Annotated in this window: 22 protein-coding genes and 1 pseudogene; 17 read left to right on the plus strand and 6 right to left on the minus strand. The window is 63.4% G+C overall.

The genetic code is table 11. The features are described from left to right. Positions 1-329: 329 nt before the first annotated feature. The 14 genes from Q0J74_RS02785 (at position 330) to Q0J74_RS02850 (ending at position 12,445) form a co-directional block, all read left to right on the plus strand. A complete protein-coding gene (locus tag Q0J74_RS02785) occupies positions 330-581 on the plus strand; it encodes a DUF2508 family protein (RefSeq protein ID WP_297210266.1) in 252 nt (83 codons plus the stop codon). Between the two features lie 40 nt (positions 582-621). Next, complete coding sequence (locus Q0J74_RS02790; RefSeq protein WP_297210269.1) at positions 622-891, plus strand: pro-sigmaK processing inhibitor BofA family protein; 270 nt, start codon at positions 622-624, stop codon at positions 889-891. 175 nt (positions 892-1,066) lie between these two features. Next, positions 1,067-1,687, plus strand: a complete 621-nt coding sequence (locus Q0J74_RS02795; protein WP_297210272.1) for an S-layer homology domain-containing protein — start codon at positions 1,067-1,069, stop codon at positions 1,685-1,687. Between the two features lie 43 nt (positions 1,688-1,730). Further along, positions 1,731-2,168 (plus strand): MarR family winged helix-turn-helix transcriptional regulator, encoded by a 438-nt coding sequence (locus tag Q0J74_RS02800; protein ID WP_297210275.1) that lies wholly within the window; start codon positions 1,731-1,733, stop codon positions 2,166-2,168. Between the two features lie 43 nt (positions 2,169-2,211). After that, positions 2,212-3,258, plus strand: coding sequence for a putative glycoside hydrolase (locus Q0J74_RS02805; protein ID WP_297210277.1), 1,047 nt, complete (start codon positions 2,212-2,214; stop codon positions 3,256-3,258). 483 nt (positions 3,259-3,741) lie between these two features. Then, the gene (locus tag Q0J74_RS02810) at positions 3,742-4,056 is read left to right on the plus strand and encodes a hypothetical protein (protein WP_297210280.1); all 315 of its coding nucleotides are present in this window, start codon (positions 3,742-3,744) and stop codon (positions 4,054-4,056) included. After that, complete coding sequence (locus tag Q0J74_RS02815) at positions 4,056-6,062, plus strand: V-type ATP synthase subunit I (RefSeq protein WP_297210283.1); 2,007 nt, start codon at positions 4,056-4,058, stop codon at positions 6,060-6,062. Before Q0J74_RS02810 ends, Q0J74_RS02815 begins: the two co-directional genes overlap by 1 nt. 1 nt (position 6,063) lies before the next feature. Then, on the plus strand, positions 6,064-6,558 hold the full coding sequence (locus tag Q0J74_RS02820; RefSeq protein ID WP_297210285.1) for a V-type ATP synthase subunit K: 495 nt from the start codon (positions 6,064-6,066) through the stop codon (positions 6,556-6,558). Between the two features lie 18 nt (positions 6,559-6,576). Beyond that, positions 6,577-7,164, plus strand: a complete 588-nt coding sequence (locus Q0J74_RS02825) for a V-type ATP synthase subunit E (RefSeq protein ID WP_297210288.1) — start codon at positions 6,577-6,579, stop codon at positions 7,162-7,164. A gap of 30 nt (positions 7,165-7,194) precedes the next feature. Next, positions 7,195-8,193, plus strand: a complete 999-nt coding sequence (locus Q0J74_RS02830) for a V-type ATPase subunit (protein ID WP_297210291.1) — start codon at positions 7,195-7,197, stop codon at positions 8,191-8,193. Next, the gene (locus tag Q0J74_RS02835; RefSeq protein WP_297210294.1) at positions 8,186-8,500 is read left to right on the plus strand and encodes a V-type ATP synthase subunit F; all 315 of its coding nucleotides are present in this window, start codon (positions 8,186-8,188) and stop codon (positions 8,498-8,500) included. Before Q0J74_RS02830 ends, Q0J74_RS02835 begins: the two co-directional genes overlap by 8 nt. 31 nt (positions 8,501-8,531) lie before the next feature. After that, entirely contained in the window at positions 8,532-10,349 is a 1,818-nt protein-coding gene (locus tag Q0J74_RS02840) for a V-type ATP synthase subunit A (protein WP_297210297.1), read from the plus strand. Next, positions 10,346-11,728 (plus strand): V-type ATP synthase subunit B, encoded by a 1,383-nt coding sequence (locus tag Q0J74_RS02845; protein WP_297210300.1) that lies wholly within the window; start codon positions 10,346-10,348, stop codon positions 11,726-11,728. The genes Q0J74_RS02840 and Q0J74_RS02845 overlap by 4 nt, the downstream gene beginning before the upstream one ends. 3 nt (positions 11,729-11,731) lie before the next feature. Beyond that, positions 11,732-12,445: a V-type ATP synthase subunit D gene (locus Q0J74_RS02850; RefSeq protein ID WP_297210303.1), complete on the plus strand. Its 714-nt coding sequence runs from the start codon at positions 11,732-11,734 to the stop codon at positions 12,443-12,445. Positions 12,446-12,549: 104 nt separating this feature from the next. Here the strand turns inward: Q0J74_RS02850 and Q0J74_RS02855 are convergent, their stop codons facing one another. The 5 genes and pseudogenes from Q0J74_RS02855 to Q0J74_RS02870 form a co-directional block, all read right to left on the minus strand. After that, entirely contained in the window at positions 12,550-12,996 is a 447-nt protein-coding gene (locus tag Q0J74_RS02855) for a S1 RNA-binding domain-containing protein (protein WP_297210307.1), read from the minus strand. A 28-nt stretch (positions 12,997-13,024) separates the two neighbouring features. Further along, positions 13,025-13,300 (minus strand): septum formation initiator family protein, encoded by a 276-nt coding sequence (locus Q0J74_RS02860; protein ID WP_297210310.1) that lies wholly within the window; start codon positions 13,298-13,300, stop codon positions 13,025-13,027. Between the two features lie 235 nt (positions 13,301-13,535). After that, positions 13,536-13,850: pseudogene (gene yabQ, locus Q0J74_RS11090) on the minus strand (spore cortex biosynthesis protein YabQ); the annotation flags it as partial. Further along, positions 13,795-14,085 (minus strand): sporulation protein YabP, encoded by a 291-nt coding sequence (gene yabP, locus Q0J74_RS02865; RefSeq protein ID WP_297210313.1) that lies wholly within the window; start codon positions 14,083-14,085, stop codon positions 13,795-13,797. The gene yabP and the pseudogene yabQ, both read right to left, overlap by 56 nt. Before the next feature lie 65 nt (positions 14,086-14,150). Continuing rightward, complete coding sequence (locus Q0J74_RS02870; RefSeq protein WP_297210316.1) at positions 14,151-14,684, minus strand: biotin transporter BioY; 534 nt, start codon at positions 14,682-14,684, stop codon at positions 14,151-14,153. Positions 14,685-14,815: 131 nt separating this feature from the next. Between Q0J74_RS02870 and Q0J74_RS02875 the strand changes: the two genes are divergently transcribed. The 3 genes from Q0J74_RS02875 to Q0J74_RS02885 all read left to right on the plus strand — a co-directional run bounded on the left by Q0J74_RS02875 (position 14,816) and on the right by Q0J74_RS02885 (position 17,657). Continuing rightward, positions 14,816-15,802 (plus strand): biotin--[acetyl-CoA-carboxylase] ligase, encoded by a 987-nt coding sequence (locus Q0J74_RS02875; RefSeq protein WP_297210322.1) that lies wholly within the window; start codon positions 14,816-14,818, stop codon positions 15,800-15,802. A 96-nt stretch (positions 15,803-15,898) separates the two neighbouring features. Further along, on the plus strand, positions 15,899-16,483 hold the full coding sequence (locus Q0J74_RS02880; RefSeq protein WP_297210325.1) for a helix-turn-helix transcriptional regulator: 585 nt from the start codon (positions 15,899-15,901) through the stop codon (positions 16,481-16,483). 85 nt (positions 16,484-16,568) lie between these two features. Then, positions 16,569-17,657, plus strand: coding sequence for a PTS transporter subunit IIC (locus Q0J74_RS02885; protein ID WP_297210327.1), 1,089 nt, complete (start codon positions 16,569-16,571; stop codon positions 17,655-17,657). A gap of 61 nt (positions 17,658-17,718) precedes the next feature. Here the strand turns inward: Q0J74_RS02885 and Q0J74_RS02890 are convergent, their stop codons facing one another. Then, a complete protein-coding gene (locus tag Q0J74_RS02890; RefSeq protein ID WP_297210329.1) occupies positions 17,719-19,815 on the minus strand; it encodes a 5'-nucleotidase C-terminal domain-containing protein in 2,097 nt (698 codons plus the stop codon). Between the last annotated feature and the right edge of the window lie 69 nt (positions 19,816-19,884).

Raw genomic sequence — 19,884 nt, forward strand, 5'->3', positions numbered from 1 at the left:
ATGTGCTGTATTTTATTATAATATCGTATGTTTCCCGGACGTGTCAAGAAAACAACAGGGGCGCGGTGCTTCTGCACCCGCGCCCCTGGAAAAAGGAGAGGCATTTGCTCTGGTCCGGCTGCTCCTTTCGCCTTTCGCCAGAGGGTGAGCTCACCCGGCACCGGCTTAAAAGGAGATGCGGACGGCGGAACGCTTGCCTGTCCGAGCCTAGTATGTGCCGGAACAGCCGGAGTACAACAGGAAAAAAACGGAATAAACCCGGACATATTTGACCAGACTAGGCAATAGGATATCATCAGAACGGGAGTACCCGGAGGGAGGAACAGACCATGACGGAGACAGCGCGGAGCTTTCCCCTGGGCAGGCGGCGGGAGGACCCCCGGGAGGAAGACCGGAGGACTCTGGCCCAGTGCCTGACCCAGACCAACCGGCAGATTGCCCAGGCCTATCAGGGCTTTAACGCCGTCCGGGACCCGGACCTCATTGAATCCTACGTGTATGAGATCAACGCCCTTCAGTCCCGGTACGCCTACCTGCTGCGCCGGCTGAAGGAGCTGGAACGCGCGGCGGAGCAGAGGTAGGGGCGGAAACGGGACCCGCTGCCGGAGGAGGTGCTGCAGTATGGATTGGCTTTTGGACGCCCTGCCCTGGATCGTGGGCGGGCTGATTCTGGCCCTGGCGCTGATGGCGCTGCGGCGGCCCCTGAATGCCCTGGTTCATCTGGCCATGCGGACGGGTGTGGGCCTGGGGGTGCTCTACGCCTTGAGCCTAGCGGGGGGTTCCCTGGGGCTGAGGCTGGGTGTGAATCTGGCCAACGCCCTGGTACTGGGACTGCTGGGAGCGCCTGGTTTCGGCCTGCTGGTGTTGATGGACTGGGCTTTGACCATTTAGCGTGAAAAATTCGCAGACGGGAGGGAAACCCCTCCCGTTTTTGCGTAAAACCTGAAATTTCTTTCAGATTTCCTGTTGTTCATAAAATTTTAAAATCCGTGTCGTATAATAACGCAAAATGAGAAGGACCTGGAAAAGCAGGACTTGATTTTTGCGCAGATAGGATGTGGATTTGGTGAAAAAGGGATGGATGACCTTGGCCTGCGCTTTGGGGCTGTGGGCGGCGCTGCGCCTGCCTGCGGCGGCGGCGTGGAGCTTTGCGGACGTACCCGCCGGCGCCTGGTATGAGGCGGAGGTCTATCGCGCGGCGGAGCAGGGCTATATGACCGGAGTGGATGAAACCCATTTCAACCCTCTGGGCAACGTGACCCGGGGGATGGTAGTCACCGTGCTGTGGCGGATGGAGGGCAGCCCCGCCCCGTCGTCCCCCTCCGGCTTCTCCGACGTGGCGGAGGGGGCCTGGTATGCCCAGGCGGTGTCTTGGGGTAGAGAGGCGGGGATTGCCGGCGGCGACGGCCAGGGCGCCTTTCATCCCGAGCAGGATGTCACCCGGCAGGAGCTGGCGGTGCTGCTCACCCGCTACGACCAGTATCAGGGCGTGACCCTGGCGGAGGGCGCCCTGAACTTGTTTGACGACGCCAATCAGATCAGCGACTGGGCCACGGAGGGGGTACAGCACGCGGTGGGCATGGGCTGGCTGGAGGGAAGCGGCGGGGAAATTGATCCCGACGGCCTGGCCACCCGGGCGCAGCTGGCGGTGCTTCTGGACCGGATGGCCACCCCCGCTATGGGATGAACCTGATGCCGCCGGAGGATGTAGAAAGGAGTCCGATGGAACAATGGAACAGCCTGATATCTTTATGTCGTATCTGCGCCTGACCCAGCACATGTCCCAGCAGTTCCGCAGCCATTTCGGCCGCCTGAACCTGACCTTTCCTCAGGCGCTGGTGCTTACCGTGCTGGGTGAGGGGGAGGCGATTCCCATCAGTACCCTGGCCGAGCGGACGGGAAGCGCCAACAGCACCGTCTCCGGCATTGTGGACCGGCTGGAGAAGCTGGGCCTGGCTAAGCGGCAGCGCAGTGAGCTGGACCGCCGGGTGATCTACGTGTGCGCCACGGAGAAATACGTGGAGCTGCGGGACAAGGCATCTACCGACGTGGGGGGCTACTTTGACTCCCTGCTGCATACCATGCCGGAGGAGGACCGTGTACTGATCGCCACCGCCCTGCAAAAGCTGGACCAGGCACTGGCCCGGGCGGAGGAGAAGGAGCGCTGAGGGCCGTTTGCGAAGAGGATAAGAGGAGAGAGGCTGAGTACAGGTGAAACGGGATTCCTATGACGCGTACCACGGCCGCAACCGGTTCGGTACGTTTTTGAAGGTGCTCATTGTGGTGCTGATTCTGCTGCTGGCAGCGGCGCTGGCGGCGCTGCTTTTCCTGGAGCCTTATGTGGTATACTCCTCCGACGGAGTGCGGCTGGAGCTGCCCTTTTTCCAAAACCGGGAGGAACCGGAGCCGGACAGCTCCGCTCCGGCGGTGGTGCTGACCACCCCCGAGGCGACGCCCACGCCCACCCCCACGCCGCTGCCCGACTTTCGCGGCGTCCTGCTGGAGCGGACCGCCCTGTACGACGGTACGGCGGTTGCTCAGGCGGAGCAGGCGGGGGCCACCGCCGTCATCTTTGATATGAAGGCCGACGACGGCAGCCTGGGCTACATCTCCCAGCAACAGCTGGCCCAGCAGGCCCAGGTCTCCGCCACCGACCCGGCCATTAACGCCGCCATCCAGATGCTCAATACCGGCACGCTGCACACCGTGGCCCGGGTCTCCTGCTTCCGGGACAACGCGGCGCCCCGGTCGGACATGGCCCTGGCCATCCCCAGAAGCACCGGAAACTGGCGGGACGAGGGAGATTACCGCTGGCTCAGTCCCGCCAATGAGCAGGCCCGGGCCTACGTGGTTGGGATCTGCCGGGAACTGGCGGAGCTGGGCTTTGACGAACTTTTGCTGGACAACTGCGGTTTTCCCACCCAGGGCAGGCTGGATAAGATCCTGGTTGGGGACAGTTACGACCCGGAAAACCTCACCGGTCCGCTGGAGCAGTTCTTCCGGGAACTGGACGCCGTCCTGGCCGAGTACCCCCAGATGGTGGTATCGGTGGTGAGCAGTTCCGGCGTGCTCACCGGCCAGAGCGACGGCAGTGGCCAGACCGCCGCCCTGCTGGAGGAGGAGGCCGACCGGGTGCTGGTGGCCCAGGAAGGAGAAGAACCCCTGCCCACGCTGGCGGATGTGCCTGTGATCCCCTGGTTTCCCCAGGGCCAGCAGCCCCAGGGAAACCAGTGGGCGGTACTACCCGCCCTTTCATAGCGGTATGAAGTGAAAAAGAATGCCCCGAGACTATCGGAAAAGGCTGCAGGACGGATCGACCTCGATTTTTGGGAAATCGTCGCCCGATCCGTCCTGAGAAGGGTCATTCCTGAGGCACATGTCCTCGGGAATGACGGATTTCCATTTGGTTCTGTCGCCTGCGGGCGACAGAACGCCGCGAGGCTCCCTGCGAGGGGAAGTTTTTCAGCAAGCTGCGGCGCCCGCTTCCAACAGCGGGCGCCGCTATTTGTCGAAAAAATATTTTTTTGCAATAAATAAATATTTGTGGCGCAAAAGAGCGCAAACTAACAGGGAATCCTAGGGTAAACTTGCATAAAAATAAAATTTTTGGTTTAAAAGAGTTAGTCAAAAAACTAAACTGATAATTTTAAACTTGAAATCACGGCGCATTTGAAGTATGATGCAAGTATCATCGGAAGTTTATTCCTGTGGAAAAACCGGATGCGGAAAGGCGGTGAGAGCATGTCTCTGGAAGCGATCAAGCAGGTGACTCAGGCTGAGCAGGCCAACCGGCAGCGCAAGGTGGAAGCCCAGACGGAGGCCAAACGCATGGTGGCGGAGGCCGAGCGGGCGGGCAAGGCCCATCTGGCTCAGGCCAGGGCTGAGGCGGAAACCCAGGTGCGGGGCTTCCTGCAGCAGGCGGAGGAGAAAGCGGCGGAGCACGCGGCGGAGGTGATGGAGCAGACCAAACAGGTCTGTGACGGCCTGCGTGCCAAGGCGGAGGGCCGCCTGGCGGATGCCGCCGGGAGCATCGTGAGAAGGGTAGTGAAGAGCTGATGTCCATTGTGAAAATGAAGCGGCTGCGCCTCATCGGCATGCAGGACCAGCGTCCGGCCATGCTGCGGCTGCTTCAGCATTTGGGCTGCGTGGAGATCGACGAGCCCGGGGACCGATCAGGGGACCCGGATTGGGCGGCTCTGACGCGGCCGGACACCGGGGCGCTGAACCGGGCCAGAGATGCCCGGACCAGCGTGGAGAACGCCCTGAAGGCCCTGAAAAAATACGGACCCAAGCAGAAGGGCGGGCTGCTGACGCCCCGGCCGGTGATTACGGAGGCGGAGCTGTTTGACGACGGGGCCTACCAGGCGGGTCTGGCGGATGCCGGGCGCCTGGTGGAGCTGGAGCGGCAGATCTCCGCGCTGTATGCCGAGCAGAACAAGCTGAGGACCCAAAAGCTGGCGCTGGCGCCCTGGCTGGCGCTGGATATCCCTCTGGAGACAGCCTCCACGGCGGAGGTGGCGGTGCACTTCGGCACCGTGGCCGCCGCAGTGGATCTGGACGCTATGGAGGGGTCGCTGTCGGCAGTCACCGATCTGTATCAGTTGATGCGGGCCGGTGAGGACCGGGAGCTGAAGTATCTGGTTTTCCTCTGCCACCGCAGTGTGGAGGAGGAGTGCCAGAGCGTGCTGAAGGAGTACGGCTTTTCCCGGGCGGCCCTGCGGGGCTGGACAGGTACGGCGGCGGAGAACGACAAACAGCTGGATGAACAGATGGCCGCCGCCGCCCAAAAGCTGGAGGACGTCATCGCCCAGGTGGGCGCCTTTGCCGGAAAGAAAGGGGCGCTGGAGCAGTGCCTGGACCGGGCGGATCAGGAGATTGCCCGGGAGGAGGCCCGCTGCCGGCTGCTGGACAGCAGCACCGCCTTTTTCCTGGAGGGCTGGGTGCCGGCGCCGGAGGAGCAGGCTCTGCTGGAGCAGCTGTCCAAGTTCGACTGCTGCTGGGAGACCGCCGACCCTGCGCCGGAGGACTACCCGGTGGTGCCGGTGAAGCTGAAAAACAACCGCTTCACCGAGCCGCTGACCACCATCACTGAGATGTACTCCCTCCCCGCCTACGACGGGGTGGACCCAAACGGCCTGATGGCTCCGTTTTATATCTTCTTTTTCGGCTTCATGTTTGCCGATCTGGGCTACGGCCTGATTCTGGCCGGCGCCTGTCTGTTCCTTCACCTGAAGGTGCGGCCCAAGGGGGGCTTTGGACAACTGGTCCGGCTGATGATCATGTGCGGCGTTTCCTCCGCGGTGATCGGCCTGCTCACCGGCGGCTTCTTCTCCGACTTCCTGGTGCAGTTTACCGGTATGCTGGGCCTGTCCCAGCCCGCCATCCCCTTCCTCTCCGTGCCGGAGGGCAGCGGCGTGGCCGCTCCGCTCCTCAACGTGATGGAGGACCCCATGACCGTGCTGGTGTTCGCCCTGGCGGTGGGCCTGGTACAGATCGTGGTGGGCATGGCGGTGAAGTTCTGGATGCTGTGCCGCCGGGGCCAGGTGGTGGACGCGGTGCTGGACATCGGCACCTGGTGGGTCATCTTTGTGGGCATCGGTTTGTTCGCCCTGGGTGTGGGCAATGTCTCGGGGTATCCCGTGGTGCTCATTCTGGGCTGTGTGATGCTGCTGGGCCAGGCCCGCAACGGCAAGGGCCTGGGCAAGGTGACGGCGGTGATCGGCGCGGTGTACAACGGCGTGACCGGGTATTTTGGAGACATCCTCTCCTATTCCCGTCTGATGGTGATGATGCTGGCCGGGTCGGTTATCGGCCAGGTGTTCAACATTCTGGGCGCCATGCCCGGCGGCGGCCTGCCCCCGGCCATCGGCATTCCCATCTTCTTTGTCATCTTCATTGTGGGTCACGCCTTCAACATCGGTCTGAACGTAATCGGCACCTATGTGCACACCTCCCGTCTGCAATACCTGGAATTTTTCAAGCAGTTCTATGAAGAGGGCGGACGCCCCTGGCGGCCCCTGAACATTGCGACAAAATTTGTCGACATTAAGGAGGAACAATAACATGACATTCGGTGAATTTCTGATCAACAACGCCGGCCCCTTCTTTGGCTTCCTGGGTGCCGCTCTGGCCGCCGGCCTGGCCTGCGTCGGCTCCGCGAAAGGTACCGGCATCGCCGGTGAGGCGGGCGCCGGCCTGCTGGCCGAGGACCCCAGCCAGTTCTCCAAGTGCATGATCCTTCAGGTCATCCCCGGCACCCAGGGCCTGTACGGCCTGGTCATCGGCTTTTTGGCCCTGATGAAGATGGGGCTGTTTGACGGCACCGTGGCCAACCTGAGCATTGCCAACGGCCTGCTCATTCTGGGCGCCTGCCTGCCCATGGCGCTGGGCGGCCTGCTTTCCGGTATCGCCCAGGGCCGGGTGGCCGCCGCCTCCGTGAACATTGTGGCCAAGAACCCCAACGACTGGTCCAAGGGCATGGTGCTGTGTATCATCGTGGAGTTCTACGCCATCCTGTCCCTGCTGATCTCCTTCCTGATGATCATGTTCGGCTTCTAAGAAGCAGAAAGGCGCGTTATGGACGGAATTGAGAAAATCACCGGGCGCATCGCGGAGGACGCGGGGCGGGAGATTGAGGGCATCCTGTCCGAGGCCCGCCGCCAGGCCGATGAGATCACCGCCCGGTATGAGGCGCAGGCCCGCCGGGAGAGCGAGGAGATCCTGGCCCGGGGCAGGCGCAACGCGGACGAGCGGGTGGAGCGGCTGGCCAGCGTGGCCCAGCTGGACGCCCGAAAGCTGGAACTGGCGGCCAAGCAGGAGATGCTCTCCCGCGCCTATGACCTGGCGCTGGAACAGCTGCTGAGCCTGCCGGAAAAGGAGTATGTGGCTCTGCTGGCGGAGCTGGCGGTGAAGGCCTCCTCCACCGGGCGGGAGGCGGTCATCTTCTCCCAGAAGGACCGCACCCGCTACGGCAAGGCGGTGGTCACCCAGGCCAACGAGCGGCTGGGGGACGGACACCTCACCCTGTCCGAGCAGACCCGGCCCATCAAGGGCGGCCTCATCCTCAGCGACGGGAACGTGGAGGTCAACTGTACCTTTGAGACCCTGGTACGCCTCCAGCGGGGCGAGTTGGACCGGGAGGTTGCTCAGGTGCTCTTTGACTGATGCGCTCCTTACAAGTAAGGAGGCAATGGCTTGACTAAGATCAAAGATACGGATTATCTCACCATATCCGCCCGTATCCGGGCCATGGAGACCCGCCTGCTGACCCGGGAGCGGATGGAGCGGATGCTGGAGGCCCGCACCGACGAGGAGGCCGCCAAGGTTTTGGTGGAATGCGGATACGGGGAGCTGCCCGCCCTCACCCACGCCGGCCTGGATGAGATGCTCTCCGCCGCCCGGGGCGCCCTGTACAAGGAGCTGAAGGGGGCGGTACCCCACCGGCGGCTGCTGGAAGTTTTCCAGATGAAGTATGATTACCACAATGCCAAAACCCTTATTAAGGCGGCGGCGGTGGGTACCGAGGCCGACCGGCTGCTGATGGAGGGAGGCCGGTGGACGGCGGCCCAGATCAAGGACGCTTTCCAGCGGGACAGCCTGCGGGACTTCACTGATCCCTTCCGGCAGGCGGTAGTCCAGGCCCGGGAGCTGCTGGGCGGTGGCGGTGACCCCCAGCTGGCGGACTTTGTGCTGGACCGGGCCTATTTTGAGGAGATGCGCCAGGCAGCGCAGGAAACCGGCAGCGCCTTCCTCCAGGGCTATGTGCGCCTGCTCATTGACGAGACCAATCTGCGCTCCGCCGTCCGGGCCGCCCGGATGGGCAAGGGCAGCGACTTCTTGAGCCAGGTGCTTCTCCCCGGCGGCAACGTGGAGGTACACACCCTGACCTCCGGGAAGGGGACCGACCTGGCCTCCCTGTTTCGGGCGGGTCCCCTCAGCGAGGCAGCGGCGGCGGGCGCCGCCCTGACCGCCCCCGGCAGTGGGGAGCTTACCGCCTTCGAGCGCATGTGTGACGACGCGGTGATGCGTTACCTGTCCCAGGCCCGCCGGATTCCCTTCGGAGAGCAGGCGGTGATCGGCTACCTCTACGCCAGGGAGAGCGAATTTACCGCCATCCGCACCATTTTGTCCGGCCGCATGGCGGGGCTGGACGGGGACACCATCCGGGAAAGGCTGCGTGAGTGCTATGGCTAACTACAAGATCGCGGTGCTGGGAGACAAGGACAGCGTGCTGGGATTCAAGGCCCTGGGGCTGAGCGTCTTTCCTGCCGAGAACGTGGAGGAGGCCAGGCGCACCCTCCATGAGCTGGCCAAGGAGAACTACGCGGTGATCTACCTCACCGAGCAGTATGCCGCCGGCATGGGACCGGAGATTGCCCGGTACAAGGATGAGCTCACCCCGGCGATTATCCTCATCCCCGGCAAGGACGGCTCCCTGGGCATTGGTATGGCCAATGTGAAACGGGCCGTGGAGCGGGCCGTGGGCGCGGACATTTTGTAACTCTCTCTGTGGACGTGAACCGGGGCAAGGGATGCGCAGCTTGTCCCGACGAGAAAGAAGGTTGAACTATTTGAGCGGAAAAATCGTGAAAGTCTCCGGCCCGCTGGTGGTGGCCACCGGACTGACCGACGCCAACATGGCCGACGTGGTCCGCGTGGGTGAGCAGCGACTCATCGGTGAGATCCTCACCATGAACGGTGACGCCGCCTCCATCCAGGTCTATGAGGAGACCTCCGGCCTGGGTCCCGGCGCGGTGGTGGAGACCACCGGCGCCCCCCTGTCCGTGGAATTGGGTCCCGGCATTATCGAGAATATTTACGACGGTATCCAGCGCCCCCTGGAGGAGATTATGAAAAAGACCGGGGGGAACAACCTGCCCAGAGGCGTGGAGGTTCCCGCCCTGGACCGGGAGAAGAAGTGGGAGTTCAACGCTGTGGTCAAGCCCGGGGACAAGGTGGCCGGCGGCGACGTCATCGGCACCGTCCAGGAGACCAGCGTGGTGCTCCACAAAATCATGATTCCCCCCACCATGCGCGGCACCATTGCATCCATCCAGTCCGGCAGCTTTACCGTGCTGGACACCGTGGCCGTCCTGGTGGACGAGAACGGGGAGAAGCATGAGCTGACCATGGTGCAGAAGTGGCCCGTCCGTGTGGGCCGCCCCTACAAGCACAAGTATCCCCCCCGCAAGCCCCTGCTGTCCGGCCAGCGGATTATCGACGCCATGTTCCCCATCGCCAAGGGCGGCACCGCCGCCATCCCCGGCCCCTTCGGCTCGGGCAAGACGGTGATGCAGCACCAGCTGGCCAAGTGGTCGGACGTGGACATCGTGGTGTATATCGGCTGCGGCGAGCGGGGCAACGAGATGACCGACGTGCTGCGGGAGTTCCCCGAGCTGGTGGACCCCCGCACCGGCGAGTCCCTGATGAAGCGGACGGTGCTTATCGCCAACACCTCCGACATGCCCGTGGCCGCCCGTGAGGCGTCCATCTACACCGGCATCACCATCGCCGAGTATTTCCGGGACATGGGCTACGACGTGGCCGTCATCGCCGACTCCACCTCCCGCTGGGCCGAGGCCCTGCGTGAGATGTCCGGCCGTCTGGAAGAGATGCCCGGCGAGGAAGGCTACCCCGCCTACCTGTCCTCCCGTCTGGCCCAGTTCTACGAGCGGGCCGGTATGGTGGAGTGTATCTGCTCTGAGGGGGACCGCCGGGGCAGCCTCACCGCCGTGGGCGCCGTGTCGCCTCCCGGCGGCGACCTGTCCGAGCCTGTTTCCCAGGCCACCATGCGTATCGTCAAGGTATTCTGGGCTCTGGACGCCTCCCTGGCCTACCGCCGTCACTTCCCCGCCATCAACTGGCTCAACTCCTACTCCCTGTACCTGGATTCCCTGAAGAGCTGGTATGACGAGAATCTGGGCGCCCAGTTCATGGCCAACCGGGACAAATCCATGGCCATCCTCCAGGAGGAGGCCAGCCTGAACGAGATTGTGCAGCTGGTGGGCAAGGACTCCCTGTCCGCGGCGGACCAGCTCACCCTGGAGACCGCCAAGATGCTGCGGGAGGACTTCCTCCAGCAGAACGGCTTCATGGAGGTGGACTGGTACTCCAGCTACGAGCGGCAGGACAAGATGATCCAGATGATTCTGGACTACGACAAGCTGTGCCGGGCCGCCATTGAGAAGGGCGCGCCGGTGTCCGAGCTGTTCGTCATTCCCTTCCGGGAACGGATGGGCCGGGCCAAGAGCGTACCCGACGACCAGTTCCCCACCGTCTACGCCGACATGGCCCGTGAGATGGAGGAAGAGATTGAGGCCATTGCCGCCAAGGGAGGTGCTGAGGCATGATCCGTGAATATCGTACGATCCAGGAGATCAACGGCCCTCTGATGGTGGTGCGGAAGGTCCAGGGCGTCACCTATGACGAGCTGGCAGAGATCGAGCTGCCCGACGGCACCGTGCGCCGCTGCAAGGTGCTGGAGGTCAACGGCGACAACGCGGTGGTGCAGCTGTTTGAATCCTCCGCCGGCATCAATCTGGCCCAGTCCAAAATCCGCTTTTTGGGTCATCCCCTCCAGCTGGCGGTGTCCGGCGATATGCTGGGCCGGGTATTCAACGGCATGGGCCGTCCCATTGACGGCGGCCCCGAGATCATGGCCGATGAATACCGGGACATCAACGGCCTGCCCATGAACCCCGCCGCCCGGGACTACCCCAACGAGTTTATTCAGACCGGTATTTCCACCATCGACGGCCTGAATACCCTGGTCCGGGGCCAGAAGCTGCCCATCTTCTCCGGCTCCGGCCTGCCCCACGCCGCCCTGGCCGCTCAGATCGCCCGCCAGGCCAAGGTGCTGGGAGACGACGCGGCCAACTTCGCCGTGGTGTTTGCCGCCATCGGCATCACCTTTGAGGAGTCCGACTTCTTCGTGCAGGAGTTCCGCCGCACCGGCGCCATCGACCGCACCGTGCTCTTCACCAACCTGGCCAACGACCCCGCCGTGGAGCGTATCGCCACCCCCCGTATGGCCCTTACCGCCGCGGAGTACCTGGCGTTTGAGAAGAACATGCACGTGCTGGTTATCCTCACCGACATCACCAACTACGCCGAGGCCCTCCGCGAGGTGTCCGCGGCCAAGAAGGAAGTCCCCGGTCGCCGGGGCTACCCCGGCTACCTGTACACCGACCTGGCCACCATGTACGAGCGGGCCGGCCGTCAGCTGGGCAAGAGCGGCTCCATCACCATGATCCCCATCCTCACCATGCCTGAGGACGACAAGACCCATCCCATCCCCGACCTGACCGGCTATATCACCGAGGGCCAGATCATCCTGTCCCGTGAGCTGTACCGCAAGGGCGTCAACCCCCCGGTGGACGTGCTACCCTCCCTGTCCCGTCTGAAGGACAAGGGCGTAGGCGTGGGCAAGACCCGGGAGGACCACGCCGGCACCATGAACCAGCTGTTTGCCGCCTACTCCACCGGTAAGGAGAACAAGGAGCTGATGAGCATCCTGGGCGAGGCCGCCCTCTCTCCCACCGATTTGCAGTACGCCAAGTTCGCCGACGAGTTTGAGAAGCGCTATGTCTCCCAGGGCGTGGACGAGAACCGCTCCGTCATCGAGACCCTGGATCTGGGCTGGGATTTGCTGAGCCTGCTGCCCAAGGCGGAGCTGAAGCGCATCAAGCCGGAGTATATCGACAAATACCTCCCGAAAAAGGAGGGATAAGGTATGCCCGCCATTAACGTGAACCCCACCCGGCAGGAGCTGACCCGGCTGAAGGGCCGGCTGAAGACCTCCATCCGGGGCCACAAGCTGCTGAAGGATAAGCGGGACGAGCTGATGAAGCAGTTCATGGATGTGGTGCGGGAAAACCGGGCTCTGCGGAAGAAGGTGGAGGAGGGGCTGATGCGCGCCCACGGTTCCTTTACCGTGGCCTCCGCCCTCATGTCCAGCGAAATGCTGGAGCAGTCGCTCCTGTATCCCAAGCAGGCGGTGGAGCTGGACATGACCTTCCAGAACATTATGAGCGTCAACGTACCCATCTACCACTTCCGCACCAAAAGCGATGACGCGGGGGAAATCTACCCCTACGGCTTTGCCGCCACCTCCGGTGAGCTGGACGGCGCCGTGGATGCCCTGTCCGGGGTCTTTCAGGATATGCTGAAGCTGGCGGAGATTGAAAAGACCTCCCAGCTGCTGGCGGAGGAGATCGAGAAGACCCGCCGCCGGGTCAACGCCCTGGAGTATGTGAAAATTCCCCAGATGCAGGAGGCCATCAAGTATATCTCCATGAAGCTGGACGAGAATGAGCGGGCCAACACCATCCGTCTGATGAAGGTGAAGGATATGCTGCTCAAAGAGGCCATCGAGGGAAAGCGGGAGGCCGATGTCCGCGCCGTGGAGGCCTTTGGCGGCCACCTGGAAAATCCGGAGAGCGTGTAACCCACCCTGCCGGAGGACAGAAAGAATTCCCGCATCCCCAAACCGACCTAAGAAAAGCACCCCCGTGCAGGCAGCGCCTGCACGGGGGTGCTTTTCAGATAGACTTATTTGCGGCCGCCCCGGCGGGAGCTGCGGCGCTCCGCCTGGCGCAGCTCGGACAGCTTGCTGTCCGAGGCGGCCATAAACTGCTTCAGCCGGTCTTCAAAGCTGGTGGGCTCCGCCGGGGCAGGCTTGCCCCGGAATCCCACACCGCCGCCGTGGCCCGCAGCGCGTACGCCGCCGGGGCGGCCGCCCTGGGCTGCGGGACGGGGCGGGGGGTCCATCGCCTTCTTGATGGAGAGGTTGATGCGGCCGTTCTCGTCAATGCCGATGACCTTGACCTTGACCTCCTGACCTTCCTTCAGATGATCCTTTACATCGTTGACATAGGTATAGGCGATCTCGGAGATATGCACCAATCCCGACTTGCCCTCCGGCAAGGCGACAAAGGCCCCAAACTTCGTAATCCCCGTGACCTTTCCTTCCACAATCGAACCAACACCAAACTCCATACTGCCAGCTAAATCCTCTCTTTTAAATTCAATCGGTGAAATAGAAGACATACTCTCCCGGCTCTACCAGGCCCAGCTTATCCCGGGCGATGTCCGTCTGCCGCTCCGGATCGCCGCTGTTTTCCACCGCGTCGGCCAGGTCGGCGTTGACCTGCTTCTGTGCGGCCACCTCCGCCTGAGCCTCCGCCAGATCGGCCTGGGCCGCGCTGATCCTGCCCCGCAGATTCAGCAGCCCGGTGGCGGCGGCGATGAGCAGAGCCAGAACCACAATTTTTGTCAGAAGAGACGCTTTTTTCGCCTTCATGGACGGCTCCTTCCCCGGCTTGTGCCTGTTCTGCCTGATGTATCTCATCCATTTCCCTGGATAGTAGTCTTATTTTATACCACTTCAGCCGATAATGGAAGGATTTTTTTGCAGTTTTTGAAATTTTTTTGCCCAGCAGTAAGAGCATTCTCAGAGGGAAGGTGAGGATTTTACAAAAAATAGTAATCAAATCGGCGGCGGCGTAGCCCGCTCGGAGCACCCAGGGACTGGCCCACAGAAAATAGAGGACGGCGCCCAGCAGCACCGCTGCCACTGTGTAGAGCCGGACCTCGCCCCGGCCGGCGGCGGTGGTGTAAATAAAGAGTCCCACCGTGACCACCAGCCAGAACAGCAGGTCCAGCGCGCCCCCCAGCAGCGGAAGGGGGACGCGCACCCGCAGCACCCGGAACAGATCGTAGAGCAGGCCTACCCCCAAACCCAGCACCAGTGCGCCCCCCAGAAAGAGGACCTGCCACGCCAGCGGTCCGGCCATCTCAGCGGAAGAGGCGGGCCAGCAGGCCCCGATCCCGGTCCCGGCCACCGTCCTCATAGGTCAGTCCGTCAATCTCCCCCTCCACCCTCAAATCTCCGCCGTCCAAGCTCAGCTTTTCAATGTGCAGGCCCTCCCCCCGGATCACCAGCGTGCCGCGGGTGGTGGACATGACGATGGTGGTCTCGTCAAAGCTCTCCACTTCTTCCACGCCGGATACCGAGAGGCGCTCCCGCTCCTCCAGGATCACGTGATGGGCGGCCTCCGGCCGCGCCCGGTTGTCCTCATAGGGCATCCTACACCCCGCCTTTCCCACATAGTCTTGTCTAATCTATATGGGACAACAGGCGGGGATATGCCTTATGCCGCCTGAACCACCCGGCGCAGCCGCTGCCGCAGGGCCAGGGCCAGGGCCAGCTTGATGCCGTCGGGAATCAGGAAGGGGAGAACGCACTGCCACAGCACCACGCCCAGGCCCACCGGCCCCACGCTGCTGGTGTAGAGCAGCAGGTACCACGCCGTGCCGAACAGGTAGCATGCCGCCAGTCCCGCGATGGCGGAGAAGAGAAAGGCCGCCGTTCCCGTCCCCAACAGCCGCTCCCCCAGCCACATCACCAGGGCCATCACCAGAAAGCCCACCAGATAGCCTCCGGTAACCCCCGCCAGGGTACCCAGTCCACCCCGGAATCCGGAAAATACCGGCAGACCCACCGCCCCCAACAGCAGGTATACCCCAACCGCCAGGCTGCCCAGCTTGCCCCCCAGCAGCCCCACCGCCAAAAAAATGGCGAAGGTCTGCATGGTGAAGGGGACCACCGTGGGTATGGTGAGCCAGGCGCACAGGACAATCAGTGTGGCCATCATGCCGGTCAGAGTGAGCTGTTTGCTGTTCATGGAATCCCTCCAAATGTAAACTTCCGATAGATTATAGTTTACAATGATAGAAATGTCAACCACAAAAAAAGAAAAGTTGACATACTGCGTGGGAACCGGGTACAATGGGGAAAAGGACAGGAGGGATGGACATGCTGCGGGAAGAGGTACTGGCGCTGCTGCGCGCCCAGGCGGGGAAGCCCCTCTCCGGGGAGGCCATGAGCCGGAAGCTGGGAGTAAGCCGGGCGGCTGTGTGGAAGGCGATGGAGGGCCTGCGGCAGGAGGGATATGTGATTGCCTCCGCGCCCCGGCTGGGGTACTGGCTGGAGGAGTCCCCCGACCGGCTCTCCCCGGGGGAGCTGTTTCAACCCGGCCGCCGGGTGGGGCAGGAGATTCTGTGCCTGGACACGGTGGATTCCACCAACAATGAGCTCAAGCGCCGGGCGGTGGAGCAGGTTCCGGACGGACTGGCGGTGGTGGCGGGATGCCAGACCGGCGGCCGGGGCCGCCGGGGCCGGAGCTTTGTCTCCCCGGCGGGGAAAGGGCTTTACCTCTCCGTACTGCTCCGGCCTGCCTGTCCCCTGGGGGAGGTGCCGGCCCTCACCGCCTGGTCGGCGGTGGCGGTATGTGACGCCATTGAAGAAGTATGCGGGGTCCGGCCCGGCATCAAGTGGCCCAATGACGTGATTTTGGAGGGCCGTAAAGTATGCGGCATTCTCACCGAGCTGGAGCTGGAGGCGGAGACCGCAGCCCTGCGCTATGTGGTGGTGGGTATCGGAGTGAACATCAGCCAGGATGCGGCCGACTTCGGCCCGGAGGTGGCTCCAGTGGCGGTTTCCCTGTCCCAGGCCCTGGGACAGGCTCCCCGCCGGGCAGAGGTGGCCCGGGCGCTGCTGGACAGCCTGGACAGGCTGTACGCCCAATTTCCTCGGGAGCGGCAGCGGTGGCTGGACCGCTACCGGGCGGACTGCCTGACGGTGGGCAGATCCGTCCGGGTGCTTATGGGTGCGGGAGAGCGGGAGGGAACCGCCCTGGGGGTAGAGGCGGACTTCTCCCTCCGGGTGGCCTGGAAAGACGGCGGGGAGGAGGTCCTCTCCTCCGGCGAGGTATCCGTCCGGGGCCTTTTGGGGTATATCTGAGCCGCCGCAACCGGCGGTTGCGAAAAGTTCCAGCCGTTGCTGGTGGCCCGCAACCGGGTTTTCTGGTAGGCTGAGGTTGTCAGGAGGTGACGGACTGTGACATTAAGTGAGAAAATTCAATACTACCGCAAGGAGAACAAACTGTCCCAGGAAGAGCTGGCCGCACGGGTGGGAGTGTCCCGCCAGGCGGTGAGCAAGTGGGAACTGGGGGATGCCACCCCCGAGGTGGACAAGCTGATGGCCCTGGCCAGGGCCTTCGGGGTGACCACCGACGAGCTGCTCAGCCCGGAGGAGCCGAAACGCCAGGCCCCGCCCCCGGAACCGGAGCCGCGCCGGTACCGCCGCCGGAGCTTTGGGGGTATTGAGGAGCTGATTCGCCGGTATGGCTGGCTGGCGGGGGTATATATCGCCCTCAGCGGCGCGGGTATTACGCTGGTGGGCGGTCTGGCCCGGTTTGCCTTTGGGCGGATGTTTCAGGTGACGGTAGGGGACTATTTTGGCGGCACCGGGTGGGATATGATGCTGCCGGAGCAGACCATGGACATGTCCATGGGTGTCTCCTCTATGGGAGAAGTGTTTTTGACCTTTGCCGCCGTGATCCTTGCCGTCGGGCTTATCCTGATGGCGGGCGGCGCGATTCTGGCGGTAGTGCTCTACCGAAAGGGCCGAAAAGGGGATTGACAAATTTTTTCCGGTTGCTATAATAGGACATTACAGGTGTCAAGACACCTGTAATGTCCTATTTTTTGACTGGAGAGAGATGGATATGGAAGACATCCAAGCATTTTTGAAGCGGAAGGACGTGGTCATCTCCGCCCGCCGCTACGGTATTGACGCCCTGGGAGCCATGGCCCAGGGCTTGTTCTGCTCCCTGCTCATCGGCACCATTCTGGACACCCTGGGGGACCAGCTGGGCGTCGCTTTTCTGGTGCAGGTGGGGGCCTATGCCTCTGCCATGAGCGGGGCGGCTATGGCCATCGCCATTGGCTATGCCCTGAAGGCCCCGCCGCTGGTGCTCTTTTCCCTGGCCACGGTGGGCTATGCCGCCAACGCCCTGGGCTCCACCACTCTGGACGGGGGCAAGGGGGCCGGCGGGCCGCTGGCGGTGCTCTTCATCGCCATCATCGCCGCCGAGTTGGGCAAAATCGTCAGCAAGGAGACCAAAATCGACATTTTGGTTACCCCGTTGGTGACCATTCTCAGCGGTGTGGTGCTCTCGGCCTGGTGGGCGCCCGCCATCGGTTCAGCTGCCTCTGCGGTGGGGGACTTTGTGGAGTGGGCCACCATTCTCCAGCCCTTCTGGATGGGCATCCTGGTGTCGGTGGTCATCGGCGTGGCCCTGACCCTGCCCATTTCCTCGGCGGCCATCTGCGCCGCCATCGGCCTCACCGGTCTGGCCGGCGGGGCGGCGGTGGCGGGCTGCTGCGCCAATATGGTGGGCTTTGCCGTGCTCTCCTTCCGGGAAAACCGCTGGGGCGGTCTGGTGAGCCAGGGCCTTGGGACTTCCATGCTGCAAATGGGCAACATTGTGAAAAACCCCCGGATCTGGTTGCCCGCCATTCTGACCTCCGCCGTCACAGGCCCCATCGCCACCTGCCTGTTCCACTTTGAGATGAACGACCCCTCCGGAGGCGTAGCCTCCGGCATGGGGACCTGCGGTATGGTGGGTCCCATCGGGGTGTACACCGGCTGGGTGAACGACGTGGCCACCGGCGCCAAGGCGGCCATTACCGCCGCCGACTGGGTGGGAATGCTCCTCATCTGCTTTGTGCTTCCTGCGCTGCTGGCCTGGCTGTTCGGCCTGTTTTTCCGGCGCATCGGCTGGATCAAGGAGGGGGACCTGACCCTGGAGTAAGCAGGAAGAAGCGCCTGCCGCGATTGCGGCAGGCGCTTCTTTGAATCTTTTGAACGGGTATTCAGCCTAGATAGGCCGCCAGATTGGCTAAATACTGTACCGCCTGGCTGCGGGTGACGCTGCTGGAGGGCAGGTAGAGGTCCTCCCGAGTGCCGGTGGCAGGGAGGATACCGGTGGTCAGACAGAATTCCACCGCGGGCCTGGCCCAGGCTGAAATCTCCGCCCCATCCAGCAGCAGCTCCAGATGTTCACCGGAGGAGGCCGCTCCGCCCAGGGACCGGACGTAGTTATAGAGCATAACGGCGGCCTGCTCTCTGGTGACCGCGCTCAGGGGCAGGAAATTTCCCCTGCCGTCTCCGCTGACCACCCGGGTTTCGGCGGCCCAGATGACGGCGTTGCTGTTGGACACGTCAATAAAGGCATAGTTGGCGCCGGGCTGGGGCCGGCCGGCCAGGTCGTAGAGAAGCTCCACAAATTCCAGCCGGGTCAGAGCGCCGTTTACCGCCTCGGGGTAGATGGCCCAGGTGCCGGAGCGGGTGGGCGTCAGCGCCCGGCTCTCGTGGGCGGCATTTTGGGCATAGGCTGCCAGAAGCGCGGCGGTACTGCCGCCCTGAGAGGCAAAGTCCCGGTCGGCGGCGGCGGACCACAGCACCTGGCACTGAGGAAACTCCGGATCGGCCAGGTGGGCGGCGGATACCGCCACCCGGTACACCTGGCTGTTGGTTACCGGTCCGTTCCCAAGAAACAGAGTACCCACCCGCTGACCCACGGGGCTGCCCAGATAGAGTTCATAGTTGGCGCCGTAGAGCACGTCAGCGTCCACTCCGCCGCCGCACTGGCCCCCGTCGGTGACGGTATAGCGCCCGGCGCATACCTCCAACCACTGGCGCAGCTGGGTACCGGTGAGCTCCACCAGGAGTACCGGACTGTCCTCCGGGGCCAGCTTGGCACAGTCGCTGAGAGTGAGGGCCGCCGTGGTTTTGTTCCGTTCAAACAGAGAGGCCACGGGGAATCCCCCCAGAGCGCCGGGAGTGACCAGCGCCGCGTCCCCGCCGGAGGCCCAGAGCAGGGCTTCGCCCACCAGGTCTGTCGTATCGGTCTGGCGGGTGAGGGAGAAGCTCTCCTCCCACGATCCGGACAGGGTACCCACCTGGCGCAGGCCCGCCTGACTGGCAGCGGTGTAGCAGTCCGCCAGACTCCGGGCCAGGTCCCCGTCGCTCTCCCAGTCCGACAGATCCAATACGGTGTTGTCCACAATCGCCGGCTGCCCGTCTCCGTCCAACTTGATGAGGGTGCGGGTCAGCGCGGTGCCGCCGCCGCAGGCATAGGGAACCTCCTCCCCCTCCGCATTGGGCAGGGTGCCGGTCTCCGCCGGGCCATCTCCTCCGATAAACAAGTCGATACCGGAGCTGCTGCCGGCCAGCTTCTCCAGCTCCTCCCGCCCGGCATGGCAGACCACTACCACCAGATCGCATTTTGCCTGGGCCAGCTGGGGCTGCCAGTAGTTCCATTCCCAGAGATAGCTGAGGTCGCTGTTGTCTCCGTGGGCAAACAGTGTGTCTCCATACAGCCGCTCAGGCAGCTGACGGGCAGCGTCGATACCGCCCAGCCCCAGCACCCCAACCCGCAGGGTGCTTCCGCCTAGGTTCAGCTCGTACACCTGGTAGGGGTCGGCAAGGGGGGACTGGCGGCTGTCCAGCAGGTTGGCCGACAGCACGTCTACCGGTGTACCTGCCCCATCCTCCGCCGCCAGGGCTTGGAGAAAGGCCTGACAATAGCCCGCACCCAGGCGGAATTCCTCCAGACCGGGTACCAGCCCGTCGTAGCCGATGGACCGCAGGGCGGCGGCCACAGCCTGCCCGTCGTCCCCAATCAGGCCGGTGGACACCGCGTTCCCCGCGTCCAGCAACAGGGTATCTGCCATCTGCACCCGCTCCCGGGCCATGATGGTGGACACCTTCAAATAGCTTTCCTCCACCGCGGAGCCGGTGAGGGGGTCCTGATCGTATAATCTGCCTCTCATATTGCTTGTTGTATAGATCGCGGCATAGGAAACGGCCTGCGTTTCCTCCGCGGCCAGGACACCTGTGCCGGTCAGCAGGGCGGCCGACAGCAGGAAGGCCAGAAGCCGGGGCAGGAGCTTGCCTCTGCAAGGCATACGGATCGCCTCTTTTCCGTTATAAATTGATGCGCCGTCCCGCGGCAAGCGGGAAGGCGGAATCCGGAT

This window comes from uncultured Flavonifractor sp. (assembly GCF_944387675.1).
Classification (GTDB): domain Bacteria; phylum Bacillota; class Clostridia; order Oscillospirales; family Oscillospiraceae; genus Flavonifractor.

What these genes read in the sequence shown, in the direction of transcription:
- Q0J74_RS02785 (WP_297210266.1), top strand. Translation starts at nt 330, where the DNA reads ATGACGGAGACAGCGCGGAGCTTTCCCCTGGGCAGGCGGCGGGAGGAC.
- Q0J74_RS02790 (WP_297210269.1), top strand. Translation starts at nt 622, where the DNA reads ATGGATTGGCTTTTGGACGCCCTGCCCTGGATCGTGGGCGGGCTGATT.
- Q0J74_RS02800 (WP_297210275.1), top strand. Translation starts at nt 1,731, where the DNA reads ATGGAACAGCCTGATATCTTTATGTCGTATCTGCGCCTGACCCAGCAC.
- Q0J74_RS02810 (WP_297210280.1), top strand. Translation starts at nt 3,742, where the DNA reads ATGTCTCTGGAAGCGATCAAGCAGGTGACTCAGGCTGAGCAGGCCAAC.
- Q0J74_RS02815 (WP_297210283.1), top strand. Translation starts at nt 4,056, where the DNA reads ATGTCCATTGTGAAAATGAAGCGGCTGCGCCTCATCGGCATGCAGGAC.
- Q0J74_RS02820 (WP_297210285.1), top strand. Translation starts at nt 6,064, where the DNA reads ATGACATTCGGTGAATTTCTGATCAACAACGCCGGCCCCTTCTTTGGC.
- Q0J74_RS02825 (WP_297210288.1), top strand. Translation starts at nt 6,577, where the DNA reads ATGGACGGAATTGAGAAAATCACCGGGCGCATCGCGGAGGACGCGGGG.
- Q0J74_RS02835 (WP_297210294.1), top strand. Translation starts at nt 8,186, where the DNA reads ATGGCTAACTACAAGATCGCGGTGCTGGGAGACAAGGACAGCGTGCTG.
- Q0J74_RS02840 (WP_297210297.1), top strand. Translation starts at nt 8,532, where the DNA reads ATGCGCAGCTTGTCCCGACGAGAAAGAAGGTTGAACTATTTGAGCGGA.
- Q0J74_RS02845 (WP_297210300.1), top strand. Translation starts at nt 10,346, where the DNA reads ATGATCCGTGAATATCGTACGATCCAGGAGATCAACGGCCCTCTGATG.
- Q0J74_RS02850 (WP_297210303.1), top strand. Translation starts at nt 11,732, where the DNA reads ATGCCCGCCATTAACGTGAACCCCACCCGGCAGGAGCTGACCCGGCTG.
- Q0J74_RS02855 (WP_297210307.1), bottom strand. Translation starts at nt 12,996, where the DNA reads ATGGAGTTTGGTGTTGGTTCGATTGTGGAAGGAAAGGTCACGGGGATT.
- Q0J74_RS02860 (WP_297210310.1), bottom strand. Translation starts at nt 13,300, where the DNA reads ATGAAGGCGAAAAAAGCGTCTCTTCTGACAAAAATTGTGGTTCTGGCT.
- yabP (WP_297210313.1), bottom strand. Translation starts at nt 14,085, where the DNA reads ATGCCCTATGAGGACAACCGGGCGCGGCCGGAGGCCGCCCATCACGTG.
- Q0J74_RS02870 (WP_297210316.1), bottom strand. Translation starts at nt 14,684, where the DNA reads ATGAACAGCAAACAGCTCACTCTGACCGGCATGATGGCCACACTGATT.
- Q0J74_RS02875 (WP_297210322.1), top strand. Translation starts at nt 14,816, where the DNA reads ATGCTGCGGGAAGAGGTACTGGCGCTGCTGCGCGCCCAGGCGGGGAAG.
- Q0J74_RS02885 (WP_297210327.1), top strand. Translation starts at nt 16,569, where the DNA reads ATGGAAGACATCCAAGCATTTTTGAAGCGGAAGGACGTGGTCATCTCC.
- Q0J74_RS02890 (WP_297210329.1), bottom strand. Translation starts at nt 19,815, where the DNA reads ATGCCTTGCAGAGGCAAGCTCCTGCCCCGGCTTCTGGCCTTCCTGCTG.